Origin of the sequence: Pseudomonas sp. NBRC 111143, from assembly GCF_001320965.1 — a bacterium.
Taxonomy (GTDB): Bacteria; Pseudomonadota; Gammaproteobacteria; order Pseudomonadales; family Pseudomonadaceae; genus Aquipseudomonas; species Aquipseudomonas machongensis.
The window spans coordinates 50,559-68,723 of sequence record NZ_BCBT01000009.1; the positions used below are offsets into that span (position 1 = coordinate 50,559).

Genomic DNA, 18,165 nt, shown 5'->3' on the forward strand with positions numbered 1-18,165 from the left:
GTCCTGTATGAAAAAGATCCTGATGGTGCTGACATCCCACGACCAGCTCGGTAACACCGGCAAGAAAACCGGCTTCTGGCTGGAGGAATTTGCCGCCCCTTACTACGTGTTCATCGACGCTGGCGCGCAGATCACCCTCGCCTCCCCCAAAGGCGGCCAGCCACCGCTGGACCCGAAGAGCGACGAGCCCGACGCCCAGACCGACGCCACCCGCCGCTTCCAGCAAGACACCGAGGCGCAGATCGCTCTGGCCGACACCATTCCGTTAGGAGAAATCGACCCTTACGACTTCGACGCCGTGTTCTATCCAGGTGGTCATGGGCCGCTGTGGGACCTGGCCGAGGACAAGGATTCGATCACCCTGCTCGAGGCCCTGTACGCCTCGAACAAACCCATCGCTGCGGTATGCCATGCACCGGGGGTGTTCAAGCAGGTCAAGGCAGCGGATGGCGAGTCGGTTGTGAAAGGCAAGCGCGTCACCGGTTTCACAAACAGCGAGGAAGAGGCTGTCGGGTTGACCGATGTGGTGCCGTTTCTGGTGGAGGACATGCTCAAGGCCAACGGCGGTGAGTACTCGAAGGCCGCCGATTGGGCGAGCTACGTGGTCGAGGATGGCAATCTGATCACCGGCCAGAATCCGGCGTCGTCCGAGGCGGCGGCGCAAGCGCTGCTCAAACGTCTGGAGCACGAACCAGGCGCTTGAGACAAATGGCAAAGGCGCGGCCCGCTCCCTGAGATGCACGGTCTCTGTAGGAGCGGGCTCGTCCCGCGATCACCGGCAAAGCCGGTGCCATCCCCACCACCGATACAGACGGACTCACATCACCAACCAACCCCGAGCACCCGGCGGCTGGCAACCCCACCCAGCATCGGTGACAATCGCCCCTCACTTCCGCATCGACCGCGACACCCCTGCCGCCAACCGCAACTGCGCACCCGCTCACCCGTGCTGCACCACGACGGCCGCAACCTCGCCTCGGCGCTGCAGACCATCATCGAGACTGGTGACGTCGAAGACCTGGTTGCCGCGCTGGATGACGCATTTCCCGGCAGCCGCCTGGAGATCGATGCACCACCTGGCGGGCTGTTCAGCGTAAGGCTTTACCAGCACGGGCTGTTGCGGCCGCTGGGCGGGACGGAACTGTCGGACGGCACCTTGCGTTATCTGTTGCTGATGGCCGCCCTGCTGACGCCACGCCCGCCGTCACTGATGGTGCTCAACGAACCAGAAACCAGCCTGCATACCGACCTGCTGCCGGCGCTGGCGCGCTTGATCATCCGCGCGTCGCAGCGTAGCCAGGTGTGGGGGGTGTCGCACAGCAGGCCGTTGATCGAGGCACTGACGGCGTGTGAAGGGTGCAATGTGCTGGAGCTTGAGAAGGATCAGGGGCAGACGCAGTTGCGCGGGGTCGGGTTGCTGGATGAGCCGTTGTGGCGGTGGGTGGACTGAGCCTTCGAGGCATCACTGCTCCCAGTGCCGCTCGTCAAAATTGTTCCCCCGCTCTCCAGACCATCGCACACCTGCTTCCCACGGGAAATCCGTGTTCATACTCTTCATTCAACAGTGTTGACAGCCTTTCATTGACGTATTGGTCGGATTCAATCTGAAAACCGAGACGAGCGTAGAACGGAGCATTCCACGGTACGTCTTTGAAGGTTGTGAGAGTCAGCGCATGCAGCTCATTGAGCTCAACATAAGCCTGCGCCGTTTGAACGAGCTGTCGCCCTATGCCCTGCCCTTGCAGGGTGTGTCGAACGGAAAGTTCATGGATATGAAGGTCTCTACCGTAGATATCGGCACTGAGAAATCCTTGCGGGCGATTTTCAGCGTCGATGGCCACCCAGCACGTCGAGCGCTCGATGAGCTCAAGATGCCGTTCAACCGGCATAGGAGGAGAATCAGCGAGCCAGCTTAACCCTTCAAATGCACGGAAGGCTTGCGCGGCAGAACGCTCGATTGAGAGTAAGCGGCTCGCATCCTCAGGCACAGCAACGCGGACAGTCGTAAACATAGCTACCCGAAGTCTGGATCGCGGGATGAAAGCCTGGAGCACTCTAGTATCAGCAAGGCTTTGACCATTTGTTGCGCCGCTTCGGAAGTGGCGCTCGCTGCCACTGGCGTTAGCATTCGATGCCAACGATCCATTGGGTCTTGGCCGCATTGCTGCGGTCCAGATCAGGGCGCCGCACGGCAGGCTGGGTACAGCCGCGCGGTACGATGTACGGCTGGGCGACCGCAGCCGCTTCGGCGAGCTCCATCGGCTTGCCATCGTCACGTTCGACGGTGATGAAGAACGGCTGGTAGAACGGAATGATGTAGGCATCGAGGGTATAGCGCGCACCATTGGCCTCAAGGTTGGCGTGGTACTCATCGAAACGGGTCAGGCGACTGGTGTCGAGCTTGTCCTGCACCGCGCAACCAACCATGAAAAGCCCGAGCAAGGCGCCGGTGCACAGTGAAATCGTGTTCATTACAACTCCTTTTGAGGTTAGTCCGGGTGGGCGCGCCGGGACATTAAAGGCGTGCGGGGTGGTCGTCAAGCGAGCGGCACTACTTGAGCGACAGGATGATGCGGATCACGGTCACCGCGCTAAAAAAGGAATGTGTGGCTGGCGAATTAGGTGCTTGTGGGCTATTGGAGTCGAGCGTAGCAGGAGCGGTAACTGGCTACGACGCGGATGCGTTATGGAGGCATAGATAGCTCGTCATCGAAGGAAGATCATTTTCCCTACCGGCATAAGGCTGAACGAAAATTGCCGGAATAGTCGAATCTAACGAAATACCACTACCCCTCAAGCCATCAAGCTACCGTCGCTCGCTATTTCGTATGCGCCGCGACTCTCGCTTCGCCGATATAGAATGCGCACGGGTCTCGTATGCACGATGAATTCGAAAAACCACCATTTTCCGACAAAACCCTTGAAACCGATAAGTGTTAATTAGGTAAAGGGACATAAGAACAGGAAAAGAGGCAATCAGATCCGGAAACCTATGCTCACTGGTCGTCAAGGTTATACAAGCGATAGCTAAACAAATCATTAGGCCACCGACCAAATAACGAAGCGTGGAAATACGTCCATAACAGAGGCCCACAATGAACCCTCCCAATAGTCCTGAAGCCACCATAATCGCAGCCACGACAGCCCCGATATCTACTGTGGCCACACGAGATATCAGCACCTCAAGCTGGACCACTGCCGTCGCATATGCTATCTCTGCAAAGACAGTCGCACACAAGAAGCAGGGCAGGTACCGTCGAGGATAAGTCAATCGCCATTGTGGAAACATTAGTCCTCACCCGCCTGGATTACACTGACCGCGAGCGCCCGAACCGATCCGCTCCCCGCTATGCCCAAAACACCGCCCAACGTTTCAAGCAACATGGCTTTAGTGGCTTGATTGAGCTCGCGAGGTGTATACCGCTTTCGAACTTGCCCGTTCCTTTGTTTAAGCTTTAGCTGCTTGGCTGATAACGATGGATGCCGAAGCTTAAGAAGCTCAATAGTCAACGAGCGTCGCTGTTGCCTGCTGAGCGGGCTAAGCAACCGATACCATGACGCCCCCGTAGCGGACTTTCTGACCAAAATGGTCTTGATCGTATTAAATGACGAACCCACAACGGATAGCAACGACACAACATCCAGCAATTGCCCGAGCAGCGTAAACCAAAGTTGATCATCAAGGGTGTCATTCTTCGACGGTTCCGTTACCTCCCAATAGGTCCGAGCCACACCGAAACCACACTGCCCTAAGCTAGCCATAACTCCAGCGGCCCCAATGGACGCAAGAAACATTGACGTTCCGCCAGAGAAGGGGGTCAGAGAACCACCCAAAATGAAAACAATCCCACTGATGATCACAGTTGAACACGCTAACCCCATGTTCAGAGCTTCGGTCAATACTTCCGATGGCCTACCGCTCTCGTAAGTTCGTTCAACGTAGGCTTCGGCGGTGATGACAGCAGTCTGCTCTTGAAACACGATCTTTAAGGGAGACGTCCTACAGAGTGGAAGAAACTCACGTAGCGTTAGAATATTGTAGTCAACATCGATATACACTACAGCCGCACCCACAATCACCGGGTCACGATCAATTGTGTCGTACAGTTTTTGAAGATCGACAAGCCTTTCAATGCGTTGCCGTAAAAAGTAGCTCGAAGGGCTGGCGCCTAGCAGACTGAGATCTCGAGAGCTCATGGGACATCCTGTTCCGATTGCGCAAACGCGCTGATGCGTGAAGCTCGCAACGTACGGATTCAGTGCCCGTGAGTATGTCGGACGCTTCCGAAAATTCAGTTCGGCCGTCCTGGCTCACCCTGATATTTCGCAACACAAAGAAAAAGCCACTATCCTTCAAGGAAAACGGCTTAGTCTTCGTACCATCCAAAAGGCTCAGAGAATTGGTGTCAACTTAAACGCGAGAATCAATTTCCGATGTCTGCTGCATCAGCCCATGGCTGAGATCCTGCACCAGCGCCTTGGCAATCCCGCTCAGATAATGTGCCGCACACAACAACGTGCCCGCGTCGTCGACCTCGACTATCGCCAAGTCAGTCAACTGGTCGACGCAGGACAATAGCAGTGTGGACTGCTCCAGCGCATGGTTCATCGAGTGGCCCGCCACGACTCGAAACAGCGGCCTGGTGATGTTGGCCACGCCACCAGGGCCGAAGGCACCAACGCCGGTGGTTTCGATTTGCAGGTTGTCTGAGGTATCAGAATCCTTGCTCATTTTAAATCTCCTTGCGTAGGTCTCCGGCATGCCTGGATAGAAACAATGAGGCTGGAGCCCGATGCCGTGAGCCCGCCACGCCAAACCGTGCGTCTGGGTCAAGAGGCAGAAAAGCCTTGAATAGGAAGTGCCAGCGCGCTCAGTGCTTCAATTGCACGCGGCTTAACGCCATTTCTACTAAAGAACGAGCATTCTCTATTTCGTGCATGGTGGCCAACGTCAGGACCTGGCCTGAAGGAGTGGTGTGGATCAGTACGGATGTTGGGCGACGGTCAGCGCAGACGAGGGACTCGGGTGGAGAACGAGGACCCTTCGTGAAAAAAGAGGGCACCCCTTACTTGGAGCCACATCATGTAAATAGGCTCTCAGACAGCGGGCTAGATCATCCATGCTACGTTGGTGCTGTATGCCCTACGTGCCACCGAGAAATTCACTCCGGGATGGACGGGGCAATACGAAACGATCTATTGAAAAAATATTTGGGAGAGATAGAACTCCTATAGGCTTTCATACCTCCTCTCTTCAGGTATAAATTTTTGTATAGATGTCCAGCGTCTTCGACGCTATAACGAAAAAGCCCAGTCATCTCTGACTGGGCTTTTTCGTTTCAATAATGGTCGGGACGGAGTGATTCGAACACTCGACCCCTTGCACCCCATGCAAGTGCGCTACCGGGCTGCGCTACGCCCCGACTGGGCTTGAAGCATGTTCTCGATACTGCTGAGAACGAAAAGAAATGTACCCTAACCTTTTGATTAATGAAAGCTTTTTTTCAAAAAAATCCATTCATCGCCAAGCAGGTTACTTCTTCAACACCACCAGCACATCCTCCAACTCGGCAATCATCTGTCGAATCAGCTGCTTGTACTGGGTCGTGTCATCCTTGGCCTCATCACTGGACATGCGCAAACGCGCACCGCCGATGGTGAAGCCCTGGTCATACAGCAAGGCGCGGATCTGGCGGATCATCAGCACATCTTGGCGCTGATAATACCGCCGGTTTCCGCGGCGCTTGACCGGGTTGAGCTGCGGGAACTCTTGTTCCCAGTAACGCAGCACGTGCGGTTTTACCGCACAGAGCTCACTGACTTCACCGATGGTGAAGTAGCGTTTGCCCGGAATGGGGGGCAGCTCGTCGTTATGGCTTGGTTCCAGCATAGGCCTCAACCCGGGCTTTCAGTTTCTGCCCTGGACGAAAGGTGACGACGCGCCGTGCGGTAATCGGGATTTCTTCCCCTGTCTTGGGGTTGCGGCCCGGCCGCTGGCGTTTGTCGCGAAGGTCGAAGTTGCCGAATCCGGACAACTTGACCTGCTCGTTCTCCTCAAGCGCGTGACGAATTTCTTCGAAAAACAACTCGACCAGCTCCTTGGCCTCGCGCTTGTTAAGCCCCAGCTCCTCGTACAGCCTTTCGGCCATCTCAGCTTTCGTCAGAGCACCCATGCCGTTATTTCCTTAACGTGGTGTTCAACCTTTGTTCGAGCGAGGTGAGGATATTTTGCAGGGTGGTGTTCACCTCATCGTCGTTAAGAGTGCGCGATGGATGCTGCCAGGTCAAGCCGACCGCGAGGCTTTTTCTATCAGGATCAATACCTTTACCCTGGTAGACATCAAACAGCCTGAGGTCTGTGAGCCATTCCCCTGCATTGTCACGAATTAGTTCAAGCACGGCGCTCGACGCCACGTCACGTCCTGCGATCAACGCCAGGTCACGACGGGTTTCAGGGAACTTGGACAGTTCGCTAAATTTCGGCAGACGACCTTCGACCACCTCACCCAGTACCAGCTCGAAGACGAACACCGGACGCTCCAGGCCGAGGGTCTTGGCCAGCTCCGGGTGGATCGCGCCCAGGTAGCCCACTTCCTTGCCGTCGCGCTCGATGCGGGCGGTTTGGCCAGGGTGCAGGGCTGGGTGCTTGCCTGCGCTGAAGCTGAAGTCGGAGAGCGCGCCGGAGTAGCCCAGCAGGGCTTCGACGTCGGCCTTCATGTCGAAGAAATCGACACTGTCACGGCCATTGGCCCAGCCTTCCGGCAGGCGGCTGCCGGTGATCACGCCGGCGATCATCGGTTGCTGCTTGAGGTCGCCCAACTGGCCGACGAAGCGCAGGCCGCTTTCGAACAGGCGTACGCGGTCTTGCTGGCGGTTAAGGTTGTGCTGCAGCGCCTTGACCAGGCCCGGCCAGAGCGAGGCGCGCATCGCGGCCATGTCGCTGGAGATGGGGTTGGCCAGCATCAGCGGCTCGACGCCAGGGGTGAACAGCTCGAACAGCTTGGGATCGATGAAGCTGTAGGTGATGGCTTCCTGGTAGCCGCGGGCGACCAGCAGGCGACGCAGGACCGGCAGTTCGCCGCGCGATTCCGAACGAGCCTTGGGGGCCAGGCGGGCTTGCGGGTAGCGAACCGGCAGATTGTTGTAGCCGTACAGGCGCGCCAGCTCTTCGATCAGATCGACTTCGAGGCTGATGTCGAAGCGGTGGCTCGGGATCTCGACAGTCCACACCCCTGCCCCATTGGCGCTGGTTTTCAGCTCCAGGGCGTTGAGCAGTTGTTCGATCTGGGCCGGTGCCATGTCCATGCCGAGCATCTGGCTGACGCGTTCGGCGCGCAGGGTGACCGGAGCAACCTTGGGCAGGTGCTGCTCGCTCACGGCTTCGACGATCGGGCCGGCTTCGCCGCCGACGATCTCGAGCAGCAGGGCGGTAGCGCGCTCCATGGCTTCGCGGGCCAGTTGCGAGTCGACACCGCGCTCGTAACGGTGCGAGGCATCGGTGTGCAGGCCGTAGGAACGGGCCTTGCCAGCAACGGAAACAGGCTCGAAGAAGGCGCTCTCCAGGAACAGGTCGCGGGTCTTCTCGGTGTTGACACCACTGTGCTCGCCACCCATGACGCCGGCGATGGCCAGGGCGCGGGTGTGGTCGGCGATGACCAGGGTGTCGCTACGCAGGGCAACTTCCTGACCGTCGAGCAGGACGAGCTTCTCACCCTCCTCGGCCATGCGCACGCGGATGCCGCCGTTTATTTCGGCGAGGTCGAAGGCGTGCATCGGCTGGCCGAGTTCGAGCATCACATAGTTGGTGATATCGACGGCTGCGTCGATGCTGCGTACGTCGCTGCGACGCAGGCGCTCGACCATCCACAGCGGGGTCGGCTTGCTCAGGTCGACGTTGCGGATGACGCGGCCCAAGTAGCGTGGGCAGGCAGCGGGGGCACTGACTTCGACCGGGCGTACTTCGTCGTGGGCAGGTGCGATGGCCGGAACCACCGGACGGGTAACCGGGACGTCGTACAGGGCGCTGACGTCGCGTGCCAGGCCGGCCACCGACAGGCAGTCGCCGCGGTTGGGGGTCAGGCCGATTTCGATGCTGGCGTCGTCCAGGTTGAGGTACTGGCGAATGTCTTCACCCACCGGCGCGTCGGCTGCCAGCTCCAGCAGGCCGTCGTTCTCTTCACTGATCTGCAGCTCGGCGGCCGAGCACAGCATGCCGAAGGATTCGACGCCACGCAGCTTGGCCTTCTTGATCTTGAAGTCGCCAGGCAGTTCGGCGCCGATCATGGCGAACGGGATCTTGATCCCCGGGCGCGCATTGGGGGCGCCGCACACCACCTGGAAGGTTTCCTGGCCGTTGCTGACCTGGCAGACACGCAGCTTGTCGGCGTCCGGATGCTGCTCGGTGGCGAGGATCTCGCCCACCACGATGCCGCTGAACTGGCCAGCCGCCGGGGTGACGCTGTCGACTTCCAGGCCGGCCATGGACAGGCGGGCGACCAGTTCGTCACGGGAGACTTGCGGGTTTACCCAACCGCGCAGCCACTGTTCACTGAATTTCATGCTGTTCTCCTGAAGATTGCGTCGAGGTGTGGCCTAGCGGAATTGCGCCAGGAACCGCAGGTCGTTGTCGAAGAACAGACGCAAATCGTTGACGCCATAGCGCAGCATGGCCAAGCGCTCGACACCCATGCCGAAGGCGAAGCCGGAGAATTCTTCCGGGTCGATGCCGGACATGCGCAGCACGTTCGGGTGGACCATGCCGCAGCCCATCACTTCCAGCCAGCCGGTCTGCTTGCACACGCGGCAGCCTTTGCCGGAGCACATCACGCACTCCATGTCGACTTCGGCGGACGGCTCGGTGAAAGGGAAGAACGACGGACGGAAACGCACCGCCAGCTCTTTCTCGAAGAACACCCGCAGGAACTCTTCGATGGTGCCCTTGAGGTCGGCGAAGTTGATGTCGCGGTCGACCAGCAGGCCTTCGATCTGGTGGAACATCGGCGAGTGGGTGATATCCGAGTCGCAGCGGTATACGCGGCCCGGGCAGACAATGCGGATCGGCGGCTGGGTGCTTTCCATGGTCCGCACCTGAACGGGCGAAGTGTGGGTGCGCAGCAGCATGTTGGCATTGAAGTAGAAGGTGTCGTGCATCGCCCGGGCCGGGTGGTGGCCGGGGATGTTGAGCGCTTCGAAGTTGTGGTAGTCGTCTTCGACCTCAGGGCCTTCGGCGATGCCGTAGCCGATGTGGGTGAAGAACTGCTCGATGCGCTCGAGGGTACGGGTAATCGGGTGCAGGCCACCGGTGGCCTGGCCACGGCCTGGCAGGGTGACATCAATGCATTCGGCAGCCAGGCGAGCGTTCAGCTCAGCCTCTTCGAAGGCGGCCTTGCGTGCGTTGAGCACGTCAGTGACGCGTTCCTTGGCGTCGTTGATCAGCGCACCGACCTTGGGGCGCTCTTCGGCTGGCAGGTTGCCCAGGGTCTTCATCACCTGGGTCAGCTCGCCCTTCTTGCCGAGAAATTGGACCCGGATCTGTTCCAGGGTATTGATGTCTTCAGCGCGCTCCACGGCCTCGAGGGCTTGGGAGACCAGCGCGTCCAGGTTTTCCATGTACAGACTCCAGATACGAAAATAGGGGAAGAGCTTTGAAGGCTCTTCCCCTATCGATGACGTTTTACACCCGCCGACACGGAGCGCCAGCGGATGATTGTCGCGGGTACTTAAGCCAGGACGGCTTTAGCTTTCTCGACAATCGCAGCAAACGCCGCTTTTTCGTTCACTGCCAGGTCGGCCAGAACCTTGCGGTCGATTTCGATCGACGCCTTTTTCAGGCCAGCAATCAGACGGCTGTAGGACAGGCCGTTGGTGCGGGCACCGGCGTTGATACGAGCGATCCACAGAGCGCGGAACTGACGCTTCTTCTGGCGACGGTCGCGGTAGGCGTATTGGCCTGCCTTGATGACCGCTTGCTTGGCAACGCGGAATACGCGCGAGCGTGCACCGTAGTAGCCTTTAGCCAGTTTCAGAATTTTCTTGTGACGCTTACGAGCGATGACGCCACGCTTTACACGAGCCATGAGTAACTTCCTCTATCTTTGACCGAAATTAACGTACGCGCAGCATGCGCTCGACTTTTGCCACGTCAGACGGGTGCAGCAAGCTGGCACCGCGCAGTTGACGCTTACGCTTGGTCGACATTTTGGTCAGGATGTGGCTCTTGAAAGCGTGCTTGTGCTTGAAGCCGGAAGCTGTTTTCAGGAAACGCTTCGCAGCACCGCTCTTGGTTTTCATTTTTGGCATGTTGGAACTCCGCATTCGATAAAATTACACAATAATCATCAGGCCTGCCGTGCCCGGGAGATTACTTCTTCTTTTTGGGAGCGATGACCATCATAAGCTGGCGTCCTTCCATCTTAGGATGCTGTTCGACGGTCCCGTATTCGACGAGGTCGGTTTCGACCCGTTTCAACAGTTCCATACCCAGCTCCTGGTGGGCCATCTCACGGCCGCGGAATCTCAGAGAGATCTTGGCCTTGTCCCCATCGGTAAGGAAACGTACCAGGTTGCGTAGTTTTACCTGGTAATCCCCTTCTTCCGTCCCTGGACGAAACTTGATTTCTTTAATCTGGATCTGCTTCTGGTTCTTCTTCGCTTCGTTGGCCTGCTTCTTCTTCTCGAAGAGATGCTTGCCGTAGTCCATCACCTTGCAAACAGGTGGGACAGCGTCAGCGGAGATTTCCACCAGATCCAGCTTCGCTTCATCAGCGATACGAAGCGCTTCATCAATCGAGACGATGCCAATCTGCTCGCCATCAGCGCCAATTAACCGAACCTCGCGTGCCGAGATATTCTCGTTGATCGGTGCCTTAGGTGCAGTTCGTTTATCGTTTCTCATTTCACGCTTAATAGTCATTACTCCGATTCTTGGCGACCACGCCGGGAAACCGCATGCGACAGGAGCTCAGCGAATTGCGCGACGGGCATGGAGCCCAGGTCTGCGCCTTCGCGAGTACGCACAGCGACGGTTTGCGTTTCGACTTCGCGGTCCCCTATAACCAAAAGGTACGGGACCCTCAGCAACGTATGCTCGCGGATTTTAAAGCCGATCTTCTCATTTCTCAAGTCGGACTTGGCACGGAAACCGCTTCCGTTCAACGTTTTTTCCACCTCGAGGGCGAAATCGGCCTGTTTGTCGGTGATATTCATGATCACCGCCTGGGTCGGTGCCAACCACGCTGGGAACACACCGGCGTAGTGCTCGATCAGCATGCCGATGAAGCGCTCGAACGAGCCGAGGATGGCGCGGTGCAGCATCACAGGACGCTTACGAGCGTTATCTTCGGCGATATAGCTTGCATCCAGACGCTCCGGAAGATTCGGATCGTACTGCAGAGTACCGCATTGCCAGTTACGACCGAGGCAGTCGCGCAGGGTGAACTCGATCTTCGGACCATAGAACGCGCCCTCGCCCGGCTGGTATTCCCAAGCCAGACCGGATTCGTTCAAGGCGTCGGCCAGCGCACCTTCAGCACGGTCCCACAGCTCTTCGGAACCGACACGCTTGGCCGGACGGGTGGACAGCTTCATGGCGACGTCGGTGAAACCGAAGTCCTTGTATACGTCCAGCGTCAGCTTGATGAAGTCGGCCGCTTCCTTCTTCACCTGCTCTTCGGTGCAGAAGATGTGGGCGTCGTCCTGCACGAAGCCACGCACGCGCATGATGCCGTGCAAAGCACCAGACGGCTCGTTGCGGTGGCAGGCACCGAATTCGGCAAGGCGCAGCGGCAGGTCGCGGTACGACTTCAGGCCCTGGTTGAACACCTGCACGTGGCACGGGCAGTTCATCGGTTTTACCGCGTAGTCGCGGTTTTCCGACGAAGTGGTGAACATGTTCTCGGCGTAGTTGGACCAGTGGCCGGAGCGCTCCCAGAGGATGCGGTCGACGACCTGCGGGGTCTTGATTTCCTGGTAGCCGTTCTCGCGCTGGACTTGGCGCATGTACTGCTCGAGCACCTGGTACACGGTCCAGCCGTTGGCGTGCCAGAACACCATGCCTGGGGCTTCTTCCTGCAGGTGGAAGAGGTCGAGCTGCTTGCCGATCTTGCGGTGGTCGCGCTTTTCGGCTTCTTCGATGCGCTGGATATAGGCCGCCAGCTGCTTCTTGTCAGCCCAGGCGGTACCGTACACGCGCTGCAGCTGCTCGTTCTTGGCGTCGCCGCGCCAGTAGGCGCCGGACAGCTTGGTCAGCTTGAACGCCTTGAGGAAACGGGTGTTCGGCACGTGCGGGCCACGGCACATGTCGACGTATTCTTCGTGATAGTACAGGCCCATGGCCTGCTCGTCCGGCATGTCTTCGACCAGACGCAGCTTGTAGTCTTCGCCACGGGTGCTGAACACATCGATGACTTCGGCACGCGGGGTCATCTTCTTGACGACGTCGTAGTCCTTGTCGATCAGCTGGTGCATGCGCTGTTCGATCGCAGCGAGGTCCTCGGGGGTGAAAGGACGCTCGTAGGCGATGTCGTAATAGAAGCCTTCGTCGATCACCGGGCCGATCACCATCTTGGCGGTCGGGTACAGCTGCTTCACCGCGTGGCCGATCAGGTGGGCGCACGAGTGACGGATGATCTCCAGTCCCTCTTCATCTTTGGGGGTGATGATCTGCAGGGTGGCGTCGTGTTCGATCAGGTCGCAGGCATCGACCAGTTTGCCGTCGACCTTGCCGGCCAAGGTGGCCTTGGCGAGGCCTGCACCAATGGATGCGGCAACTTCAGCTACGGTTACGGCCTTGTCGAACGAGCGTTGACTGCCATCGGGAAGAGTAATGGTGGGCATGGCGCCTCCTCTCCTAGTGGTGACCCCTACCAAAGGTCACGTGGGTTGGGATGAGCCAGTACAAGATCCGACCTGCCTTTCCCGGAGGAAAGCCTGCCTCACAGCGGCAGAAGCCTTTCGGCCTGTCAGGGGCGAACCAGAGTGACTGGAAAGAAAACTTGCGCGCTGGACGTGAACAGCTGCAAGCCGACCATGCTAGCACGCGGCCTGCGCGTGACGCAGAAATATTTGGAATTTACGCCGGAGCGGTGAACTTGTACGGAAAAATTCCTATCAGACCCTCTGAAGCATCCTACTCTTGATGAGACCTAACCCAAGGAGTGTCTGGTTATGCGAGTTCAGTCTCTTCTGGCCGCGTGTGCCGCGAGCGTCCTGCTGCTGCCACTGGCCGCCACCGCAGGTAACTTCCCCGCCGGCAAGGAGGCAGCCTACATGACCCAGTGCCAGCAAGTCGCGACCGGCCAGGGCGTGGACGCGGCAACGGCGAAGAAGCACTGCGATTGCGGCGCCCAAGCCATCAAAAAGAATTTCACTGATAAGGAGATCCAGGACCTCGACAGCACGGACGGCGTCGACGCCAAGTTGATGGCGAAAGCCCAGAGCGTGGTACAGGCCGCCTGCAAGCCAAAATGATGACCCGCCGAGCCGCACCGATCGCGCATTGTTTGCGCCAGATCAGTATCCGGCTAAGGTAAACAGCGCTACATAAGCAGAATTAGACTATGATGTTGCCGGTGCTCCGTAGCCTCGGCCGCATTGCACCACTGAAAAACTAAATGTTCTGGAGATTCACCTCATGTCCAATCGCCAACAAGGCACCGTCAAATGGTTCAATGATGAGAAAGGCTACGGCTTCATCACCCCAGCAGGCGGCGGCGACGACCTGTTCGTACACTTCAAGGCCATCGAATCCGACGGCTTCAAGAGCCTGAAAGAAGGCCAGACTGTTTCCTTCGTTGCCGAAAAAGGCCAGAAGGGCATGCAGGCTGCTCAGGTTCGTCCGGAGTAATTCGGATACCGCAGTAAAAAAACCCGCCTTCACCGGCGGGTTTTTTCATGGATTCGGATTTATCCGGACAAACCATCTCCCTCGGGCGATCAGCCGCAGTTGGCGCGGATGACCTTGCCCTGCTCGTCGACGTTCAGGTTCAAACGATCGGAACGGTATTCCAGGGTGACGACATCATGGGGCTTGAGGATGCGAGCGGTCTGCGCGCCAGTTGCCTTGCGGGCCTGCTCGAGCAGCTCGGGCGTGCCCTGCTTGCCGACAGCGAAATCGGCACCACCGGCGCTGCAACGGCCATCGCCACCAGCAGGGGTCGCCGGCGCGGCGCTGCCGCCATCAGACGAGCCACCGGTGCTGCAACCAGCCAGAACGGCAGCCATCAGCAAGGTCGCCAGGGAAGCGCGGGTACGAAACATGAATCCTCCTAATCGATCTCGGGAACTGTCATATGCGACCGCTCCGCTCACAGTTTGTTGCAAAACCGCTCAAGTCTGCCTGATCTCGCCCGATCAGGCCAAAAGCAATCGTGACCGGATTTTGCATCGTGGCGATTGGTTAGGGCGGGCGGCCTGCTTATGCTTAAGTCGCAGCGCAACGGCTGCAAAGGCATGATTTACTTGGCAGACGTGGAGTGCGTCTCGCCTCCCCCGCGAACGCCAGGAGCCGGTGTTCGACCCCAGGCACCAGGCACAGTCGCGAGTACCCCATGAACACCCACAGCATAGACGCCGACATCAAGGTCAAATGGGCCGAGGGCCAGAGCGCCTACAGCCCGGGCACTCCGGAAGAATTACTGCTGATCGCCATCGACCTGCTGGTCCGTGATCGGGGCAGTGAAGCAGCGCGCAGCTTCATCGAACAAGTGTTCGAGCGCTACGCGCCGCACGCCGTTATTTCAATCGAGCCAGGCGAGCGCTGAGCAGGTCGAAGAAGCCCTGGGCATCGCCGTTCTCGATCCAAATCACGTTGGCCGGCTGCTTGAGCACGCCGTACCAGTCGGCGACAGTCTGGGCGAAGGTCGGGCCTTCGCGGCTGTCGACTGTCATGTGAATCTGCCTGCCACTGAACAGCTCTGGCTTGAGCAGGTAGGCGATGACCGTGGCGTCGTGCACCGGGCCACCGCTCATGCCGTACTTGTCCATGTCGTACTTGATGTAGGCGTTGAGAATGTCCACCACCTTCTTGCTGGCGTCGTTGCCGACAGCGGCGAGCTGCTTGAGGCGAGCGTCGCTGGTGATGATTTTGTGGGTCACGTCCAGCGGCAGGTAAGTCAGCTTGACGCCACTGGCCAACACCACTTCGGCAGCATGCGGATCGGCGTAGAGGTTGAACTCGGCCACCGGGGTGATGTTGCCGCCATTGAAGTGGGCGCCACCCATGATCACCACTTCCTTGATGCCCTTGACGATTTCCGGCTTCTGGATCAGCGCCAGAGCGAGGTTGGTCTGCGGGCCGAGCATGGCGATGGTGATGCTGTGGGGCTCGGCGGCATCGAGGGTGTCGACCATGTACTGCACGGCATTGCCTTTGGCCAGAGGCTGCTTGGGCTCATGCACCGCGACACCCGTCAAGCCCTCCTCGCCATGGACATCGGCGGCGTAGATCGGCGTGCGCACCAGGGGGCGCCCTGCCCCGGCGTAGACTGGAATGTCTTCACGGCCGGCCCATTCGCGTGCCAGGCGTGCGTTGCGGGAGGTCTTGTCGAGGCGCACATTGCCGGCGACGGTGGTGATGGCGCGGATCTTCAACTCCTCGGGCGAGGCCATGGCCAGAAACAAGGCCACGACATCGTCGGCGCCGGGGTCAGTGTCGATGATCAGGTCCCGCGGGGCGGCGAATGCACTGGCGGCGGCCATCGTCGACATGAGCACGACTCCTTGTAGCAAACGTTTGGCTTTGTTGATCAACATCCCGCTTCACTCCTTTGCTTTTGTTGTTTGGTCTGTTTCGGGTGGGCGGGCCGGTAAAGGCGCCCTCTACCTAGAACGTGACGCCCGCGATCAACGCGATATTGCTGTAGGGCTTGCACTCCCCGGTGCGGATCACCGCCCGCGCCCGCTGGCTCAAGGCCTTGAACGCCTCGTGAGGCATGCGCTCACGCTCACCGAGCAAGCCCAGCGCATGCTGCTCCTCGACCTCCACCAGCCCGGGCGGTGCGGCGCTGAAAATCTCGTCGGCCAACACGTGCCGCTCCACCTGCATCTCGCTGAGCACCACGCGCAGCACGCTGGCAAAGTCCGGAATACCCGGCGTCAATGCCAGGTCGATCAATTCCACCCCTGGCGGCACCGGCAGGCCGGCATCGCCGATCACCAGGATGTCGCCATGCCCCAAGCCGGCAATGGTGCGCGACAGGGCGATATTGAGCAGCGCGGTCTTCTTCATGGCGCCAACTCCTTGAGGAAGGGGATGGATGGCTGCGCCCCTGCACGGGTGACCGAGATGGCTGCAGCGCGCTGCCCCCGTACGATCGCCTCGCCCTCCTCCAGCCCACAGGCAAGCCCCGCCGCGAAACCACCGACGAAGGTGTCGCCTGCCGCCGTGGTGTCCAGCGGCTTGACCTTGGTCGCCGGGAAATGACGGCTGCCATGCTCGCTGACGAACAACGCGCCTTCAGCGCCCAGGGTGACGATCGCCTTGCCCGCGCCCCATTCGCGCAGACGCTCGGCGGCTTGGCGGGCGCTGTCGATGTCGTTCACCGGCAGGCCGGTCAGGGCCTCGGCTTCGCTCTCGTTGGGGATCAGGTAGTCGATATGGGCGAACCACTCCCTGGGCAGCGGCCCCGTCGCCGGAGCCGGGTTGAGAATGACCGTCTTGCCCAGTTCGCGACCACGGGCCAGCGTCCAGGCCACGGTGGCAGGCGGCACTTCGAGTTGGCAGATGATCACGCCGGCGTTCTGCAGCAACGCATCGAAGCGCTGCACCGACTCGGGGGTCAACAGGCCATTGCCGCCCGGGATGATGACGATGGCGTTCTGGCTGGCGGCATCCACCACGATCAACGCCACGCCACTGGACACGCCCGCGCAGACGCCCACCGCCTGGCAATCGATGCTTTCGCTCTCCAGGGCCTGGCGCAACTGCTGGCCATAGGCGTCATCGCCGACATTGCCGACCATGGCCACGCTCGCCCCCAGGCGCGCGGCAGCGACGGCCTGGTTGGCACCCTTGCCGCCGGGCACGGTGAAAAAACTGTCGCCGGCGAGGGTTTCGCCGCCACGCGGCAGACGCTCGGCACGGGCCACCAGGTCCATGTTGAGGCTGCCGACCACTACGACCTTGGCATGCATGGGTCTTCCTTAGCGGTAATCATTGAACAGGTCCGGGCGCGGCCCAGTGGATTCGCGCAGCACGATACGCGGCGCGACGATACGTTGCTGCGCCGTATCGCGGCGCGGTGTAGCGATGCGCGACAGCAGCAACTGCGCAGCGCTGTCGCCCAGCTCGCGGATCGACTGGCCGACAGTGGTCAGCGGCGGATACACATAGCGGCTCAGCTCGATGTCATCGAAACCGATTACCGATAGCTGGCCAGGGACGTCGATATTGCGCTCGGCCGCAGCGCGCAACACGCCGAAGCCGATCATGTCGTTGCCCGCGAAAATCGCCGTCGGCGGCTTGTCTTCGAGCAACTGCGCAGCCGCAGCGTGCCCGCCGGGGCTGGTAAAGTCGCTATGCAGCACGCGATCGGCGGCCACGTCCAGCCCGGCCTCGGCCATGGCGCGACGAAAACCGGTAACACGTAGTTGGCTGACGCCAGTCTCGGCCGGCCCCCCGATGCAGGCAATGTCGGTATGGCCGAGCTCAAGCAGGTGGCGCGTAGCCAGATAGGCCCCCAGCTCGTGATCGATACGCACAAGGTCGGCATCGACACCTTCGAGGGCTCGGTCGACGATGACCATTGGCGTGCGCACGGCAGCCAGGCTTTCGAGCAGGTCACGGTCTTCGCCCACCGAGGCGACGATGAGGCCATCGATGCGTTTTTCCAGCAGCACCCTCAGGTAGCTGCGCTGTTTCTTCGGATCATCGTCCGAATTGCACAGGATCACGCAATAACCGTTGCGCTCGCAGCCGTCCTCGATACCGCGCGCCAGCTCGGCGAAGTACGGGTTGACGCTGCTGGGCACCAGCAAGCCGATGGTCGCGGTGCTGCGCGCCTTGAGCGAGCGGGCCACGGCGCTTGGAACATAGTCCAGTTCGGCGATGGCGGCCTCGACCTTCAGCCGCACGTGCTCGCTGACCGGACGGGTCTTGTTCAATACATGGGACACAGTGGTGTAGGAAATACCCGCCAGTGCCGCGACGTCTTTGATGGTTGCCATGGG

At 59.7% G+C, this 18,165-nt stretch carries 21 protein-coding genes, 1 tRNA gene and 1 pseudogene; 5 read left to right on the forward strand and 18 right to left on the reverse strand.

Going from position 1 to position 18,165, the window contains the following annotated elements:
• Positions 1-7: 7 nt before the first annotated feature.
• Together APH44_RS07345 and APH44_RS07350 are read left to right on the forward strand one after the other, a co-directional pair.
• On the forward strand, positions 8-703 hold the full coding sequence (locus tag APH44_RS07345; RefSeq protein WP_054892043.1) for a type 1 glutamine amidotransferase domain-containing protein: 696 nt from the start codon (positions 8-10) through the stop codon (positions 701-703).
• Positions 704-887: 184 nt separating this feature from the next.
• Positions 888-1,450 (forward strand): annotated as a pseudogene (locus APH44_RS07350) (AAA family ATPase); the annotation flags it as partial.
• 34 nt (positions 1,451-1,484) lie between these two features.
• Here the strand turns inward: APH44_RS07350 and APH44_RS29000 are convergent.
• From APH44_RS29000 to thrS, 13 genes are all read right to left on the reverse strand, one after another.
• A complete protein-coding gene (locus APH44_RS29000; protein ID WP_082420973.1) occupies positions 1,485-2,012 on the reverse strand; it encodes a GNAT family N-acetyltransferase in 528 nt (175 codons plus the stop codon).
• Positions 2,013-2,121: 109 nt separating this feature from the next.
• On the reverse strand, positions 2,122-2,472 hold the full coding sequence (locus APH44_RS07360; protein ID WP_054892045.1) for a hypothetical protein: 351 nt from the start codon (positions 2,470-2,472) through the stop codon (positions 2,122-2,124).
• A gap of 816 nt (positions 2,473-3,288) precedes the next feature.
• Complete coding sequence (locus APH44_RS07365) at positions 3,289-4,197, reverse strand: hypothetical protein (RefSeq protein WP_054892046.1); 909 nt, start codon at positions 4,195-4,197, stop codon at positions 3,289-3,291.
• Positions 4,198-4,411: 214 nt separating this feature from the next.
• Positions 4,412-4,732, reverse strand: a complete 321-nt coding sequence (locus APH44_RS07370) for a DUF3077 domain-containing protein (protein WP_054892047.1) — start codon at positions 4,730-4,732, stop codon at positions 4,412-4,414.
• 614 nt (positions 4,733-5,346) lie between these two features.
• Positions 5,347-5,423 (reverse strand) — tRNA-Pro (locus APH44_RS07375).
• Between the two features lie 110 nt (positions 5,424-5,533).
• A complete protein-coding gene (locus APH44_RS07380) occupies positions 5,534-5,890 on the reverse strand; it encodes a MerR family transcriptional regulator (protein WP_054892048.1) in 357 nt (118 codons plus the stop codon).
• On the reverse strand, positions 5,871-6,173 hold the full coding sequence (gene ihfA / locus APH44_RS07385; protein ID WP_003250679.1) for an integration host factor subunit alpha: 303 nt from the start codon (positions 6,171-6,173) through the stop codon (positions 5,871-5,873). Before ihfA ends, APH44_RS07380 begins: the two co-directional genes overlap by 20 nt.
• A gap of 4 nt (positions 6,174-6,177) precedes the next feature.
• Entirely contained in the window at positions 6,178-8,559 is a 2,382-nt protein-coding gene (gene pheT / locus APH44_RS07390) for a phenylalanine--tRNA ligase subunit beta (RefSeq protein ID WP_054892049.1), read from the reverse strand.
• Between the two features lie 33 nt (positions 8,560-8,592).
• The gene (gene pheS / locus APH44_RS07395) at positions 8,593-9,609 is read right to left on the reverse strand and encodes a phenylalanine--tRNA ligase subunit alpha (RefSeq protein WP_054892050.1); all 1,017 of its coding nucleotides are present in this window, start codon (positions 9,607-9,609) and stop codon (positions 8,593-8,595) included.
• A 110-nt stretch (positions 9,610-9,719) separates the two neighbouring features.
• Positions 9,720-10,076 (reverse strand): 50S ribosomal protein L20, encoded by a 357-nt coding sequence (gene rplT / locus APH44_RS07400; protein ID WP_003250671.1) that lies wholly within the window; start codon positions 10,074-10,076, stop codon positions 9,720-9,722.
• A 28-nt stretch (positions 10,077-10,104) separates the two neighbouring features.
• Entirely contained in the window at positions 10,105-10,299 is a 195-nt protein-coding gene (rpmI, locus tag APH44_RS07405) for a 50S ribosomal protein L35 (RefSeq protein ID WP_003250667.1), read from the reverse strand.
• Between the two features lie 61 nt (positions 10,300-10,360).
• Complete coding sequence (gene infC / locus APH44_RS07410; protein ID WP_172964767.1) at positions 10,361-10,912, reverse strand: translation initiation factor IF-3; 552 nt, start codon at positions 10,910-10,912, stop codon at positions 10,361-10,363.
• On the reverse strand, positions 10,912-12,834 hold the full coding sequence (thrS, locus tag APH44_RS07415) for a threonine--tRNA ligase (RefSeq protein WP_054892051.1): 1,923 nt from the start codon (positions 12,832-12,834) through the stop codon (positions 10,912-10,914). The genes infC and thrS overlap by 1 nt, the downstream gene beginning before the upstream one ends.
• A gap of 330 nt (positions 12,835-13,164) precedes the next feature.
• Here thrS and APH44_RS07420 point away from each other — a divergent pair, with 330 nt between their 5' ends.
• Both APH44_RS07420 and APH44_RS07425 read left to right on the forward strand, forming a co-directional pair.
• Positions 13,165-13,467 carry a hypothetical protein gene (locus APH44_RS07420; protein WP_054892052.1) on the forward strand — a complete coding sequence of 101 codons (303 nt, stop codon included), beginning with the start codon at positions 13,165-13,167 and terminating at the stop codon, positions 13,465-13,467.
• 163 nt (positions 13,468-13,630) lie between these two features.
• The gene (locus APH44_RS07425; protein ID WP_012313861.1) at positions 13,631-13,843 is read left to right on the forward strand and encodes a cold-shock protein; all 213 of its coding nucleotides are present in this window, start codon (positions 13,631-13,633) and stop codon (positions 13,841-13,843) included.
• Positions 13,844-13,932: 89 nt separating this feature from the next.
• Here the strand turns inward: APH44_RS07425 and APH44_RS07430 are convergent, their stop codons facing one another.
• Positions 13,933-14,256 (reverse strand): I78 family peptidase inhibitor, encoded by a 324-nt coding sequence (locus APH44_RS07430; protein WP_054892053.1) that lies wholly within the window; start codon positions 14,254-14,256, stop codon positions 13,933-13,935.
• Positions 14,257-14,546: 290 nt separating this feature from the next.
• On the opposite strand from APH44_RS07430, the gene APH44_RS07435 reads away from it, so the two are divergent.
• Entirely contained in the window at positions 14,547-14,759 is a 213-nt protein-coding gene (locus tag APH44_RS07435; RefSeq protein ID WP_054892054.1) for a hypothetical protein, read from the forward strand.
• Here the strand turns inward: APH44_RS07435 and APH44_RS07440 are convergent.
• From APH44_RS07440 to APH44_RS07455, 4 genes are all read right to left on the reverse strand, one after another.
• Positions 14,731-15,696, reverse strand: a complete 966-nt coding sequence (locus APH44_RS07440; RefSeq protein WP_054892140.1) for a nucleoside hydrolase — start codon at positions 15,694-15,696, stop codon at positions 14,731-14,733. The two genes, APH44_RS07435 and APH44_RS07440, sit on opposite strands and share 29 nt — an antisense overlap.
• Before the next feature lie 124 nt (positions 15,697-15,820).
• Positions 15,821-16,225 (reverse strand): D-ribose pyranase, encoded by a 405-nt coding sequence (gene rbsD / locus APH44_RS07445; protein WP_054892055.1) that lies wholly within the window; start codon positions 16,223-16,225, stop codon positions 15,821-15,823.
• Entirely contained in the window at positions 16,222-17,130 is a 909-nt protein-coding gene (rbsK, locus tag APH44_RS07450) for a ribokinase (protein ID WP_054892056.1), read from the reverse strand. Before rbsK ends, rbsD begins: the two co-directional genes overlap by 4 nt.
• Before the next feature lie 9 nt (positions 17,131-17,139).
• Positions 17,140-18,162, reverse strand: coding sequence for a LacI family DNA-binding transcriptional regulator (locus APH44_RS07455; RefSeq protein WP_054892057.1), 1,023 nt, complete (start codon positions 18,160-18,162; stop codon positions 17,140-17,142).
• Positions 18,163-18,165 lie beyond the last annotated feature (3 nt).

Excerpts from the sequence above, each read along its gene's own strand:
- APH44_RS07345 (WP_054892043.1), top strand. The coding sequence starts at position 8 with ATGAAAAAGATCCTGATGGTGCTGACATCCCACGACCAGCTCGGTAAC.
- APH44_RS29000 (WP_082420973.1), bottom strand. The coding sequence starts at position 2,012 with ATGTTTACGACTGTCCGCGTTGCTGTGCCTGAGGATGCGAGCCGCTTA.
- APH44_RS07360 (WP_054892045.1), bottom strand. The coding sequence starts at position 2,472 with ATGAACACGATTTCACTGTGCACCGGCGCCTTGCTCGGGCTTTTCATG.
- APH44_RS07365 (WP_054892046.1), bottom strand. The coding sequence starts at position 4,197 with ATGAGCTCTCGAGATCTCAGTCTGCTAGGCGCCAGCCCTTCGAGCTAC.
- APH44_RS07370 (WP_054892047.1), bottom strand. The coding sequence starts at position 4,732 with ATGAGCAAGGATTCTGATACCTCAGACAACCTGCAAATCGAAACCACC.
- APH44_RS07380 (WP_054892048.1), bottom strand. The coding sequence starts at position 5,890 with ATGCTGGAACCAAGCCATAACGACGAGCTGCCCCCCATTCCGGGCAAA.
- ihfA (WP_003250679.1), bottom strand. The coding sequence starts at position 6,173 with ATGGGTGCTCTGACGAAAGCTGAGATGGCCGAAAGGCTGTACGAGGAG.
- pheT (WP_054892049.1), bottom strand. The coding sequence starts at position 8,559 with ATGAAATTCAGTGAACAGTGGCTGCGCGGTTGGGTAAACCCGCAAGTC.
- pheS (WP_054892050.1), bottom strand. The coding sequence starts at position 9,609 with ATGGAAAACCTGGACGCGCTGGTCTCCCAAGCCCTCGAGGCCGTGGAG.
- rplT (WP_003250671.1), bottom strand. The coding sequence starts at position 10,076 with ATGGCTCGTGTAAAGCGTGGCGTCATCGCTCGTAAGCGTCACAAGAAA.
- rpmI (WP_003250667.1), bottom strand. The coding sequence starts at position 10,299 with ATGCCAAAAATGAAAACCAAGAGCGGTGCTGCGAAGCGTTTCCTGAAA.
- infC (WP_172964767.1), bottom strand. The coding sequence starts at position 10,912 with ATGACTATTAAGCGTGAAATGAGAAACGATAAACGAACTGCACCTAAG.
- thrS (WP_054892051.1), bottom strand. The coding sequence starts at position 12,834 with ATGCCCACCATTACTCTTCCCGATGGCAGTCAACGCTCGTTCGACAAG.
- APH44_RS07420 (WP_054892052.1), top strand. The coding sequence starts at position 13,165 with ATGCGAGTTCAGTCTCTTCTGGCCGCGTGTGCCGCGAGCGTCCTGCTG.
- APH44_RS07425 (WP_012313861.1), top strand. The coding sequence starts at position 13,631 with ATGTCCAATCGCCAACAAGGCACCGTCAAATGGTTCAATGATGAGAAA.
- APH44_RS07430 (WP_054892053.1), bottom strand. The coding sequence starts at position 14,256 with ATGTTTCGTACCCGCGCTTCCCTGGCGACCTTGCTGATGGCTGCCGTT.
- APH44_RS07435 (WP_054892054.1), top strand. The coding sequence starts at position 14,547 with ATGAACACCCACAGCATAGACGCCGACATCAAGGTCAAATGGGCCGAG.
- APH44_RS07440 (WP_054892140.1), bottom strand. The coding sequence starts at position 15,696 with ATGGCCGCCGCCAGTGCATTCGCCGCCCCGCGGGACCTGATCATCGAC.
- rbsD (WP_054892055.1), bottom strand. The coding sequence starts at position 16,225 with ATGAAGAAGACCGCGCTGCTCAATATCGCCCTGTCGCGCACCATTGCC.
- rbsK (WP_054892056.1), bottom strand. The coding sequence starts at position 17,130 with ATGCATGCCAAGGTCGTAGTGGTCGGCAGCCTCAACATGGACCTGGTG.
- APH44_RS07455 (WP_054892057.1), bottom strand. The coding sequence starts at position 18,162 with ATGGCAACCATCAAAGACGTCGCGGCACTGGCGGGTATTTCCTACACC.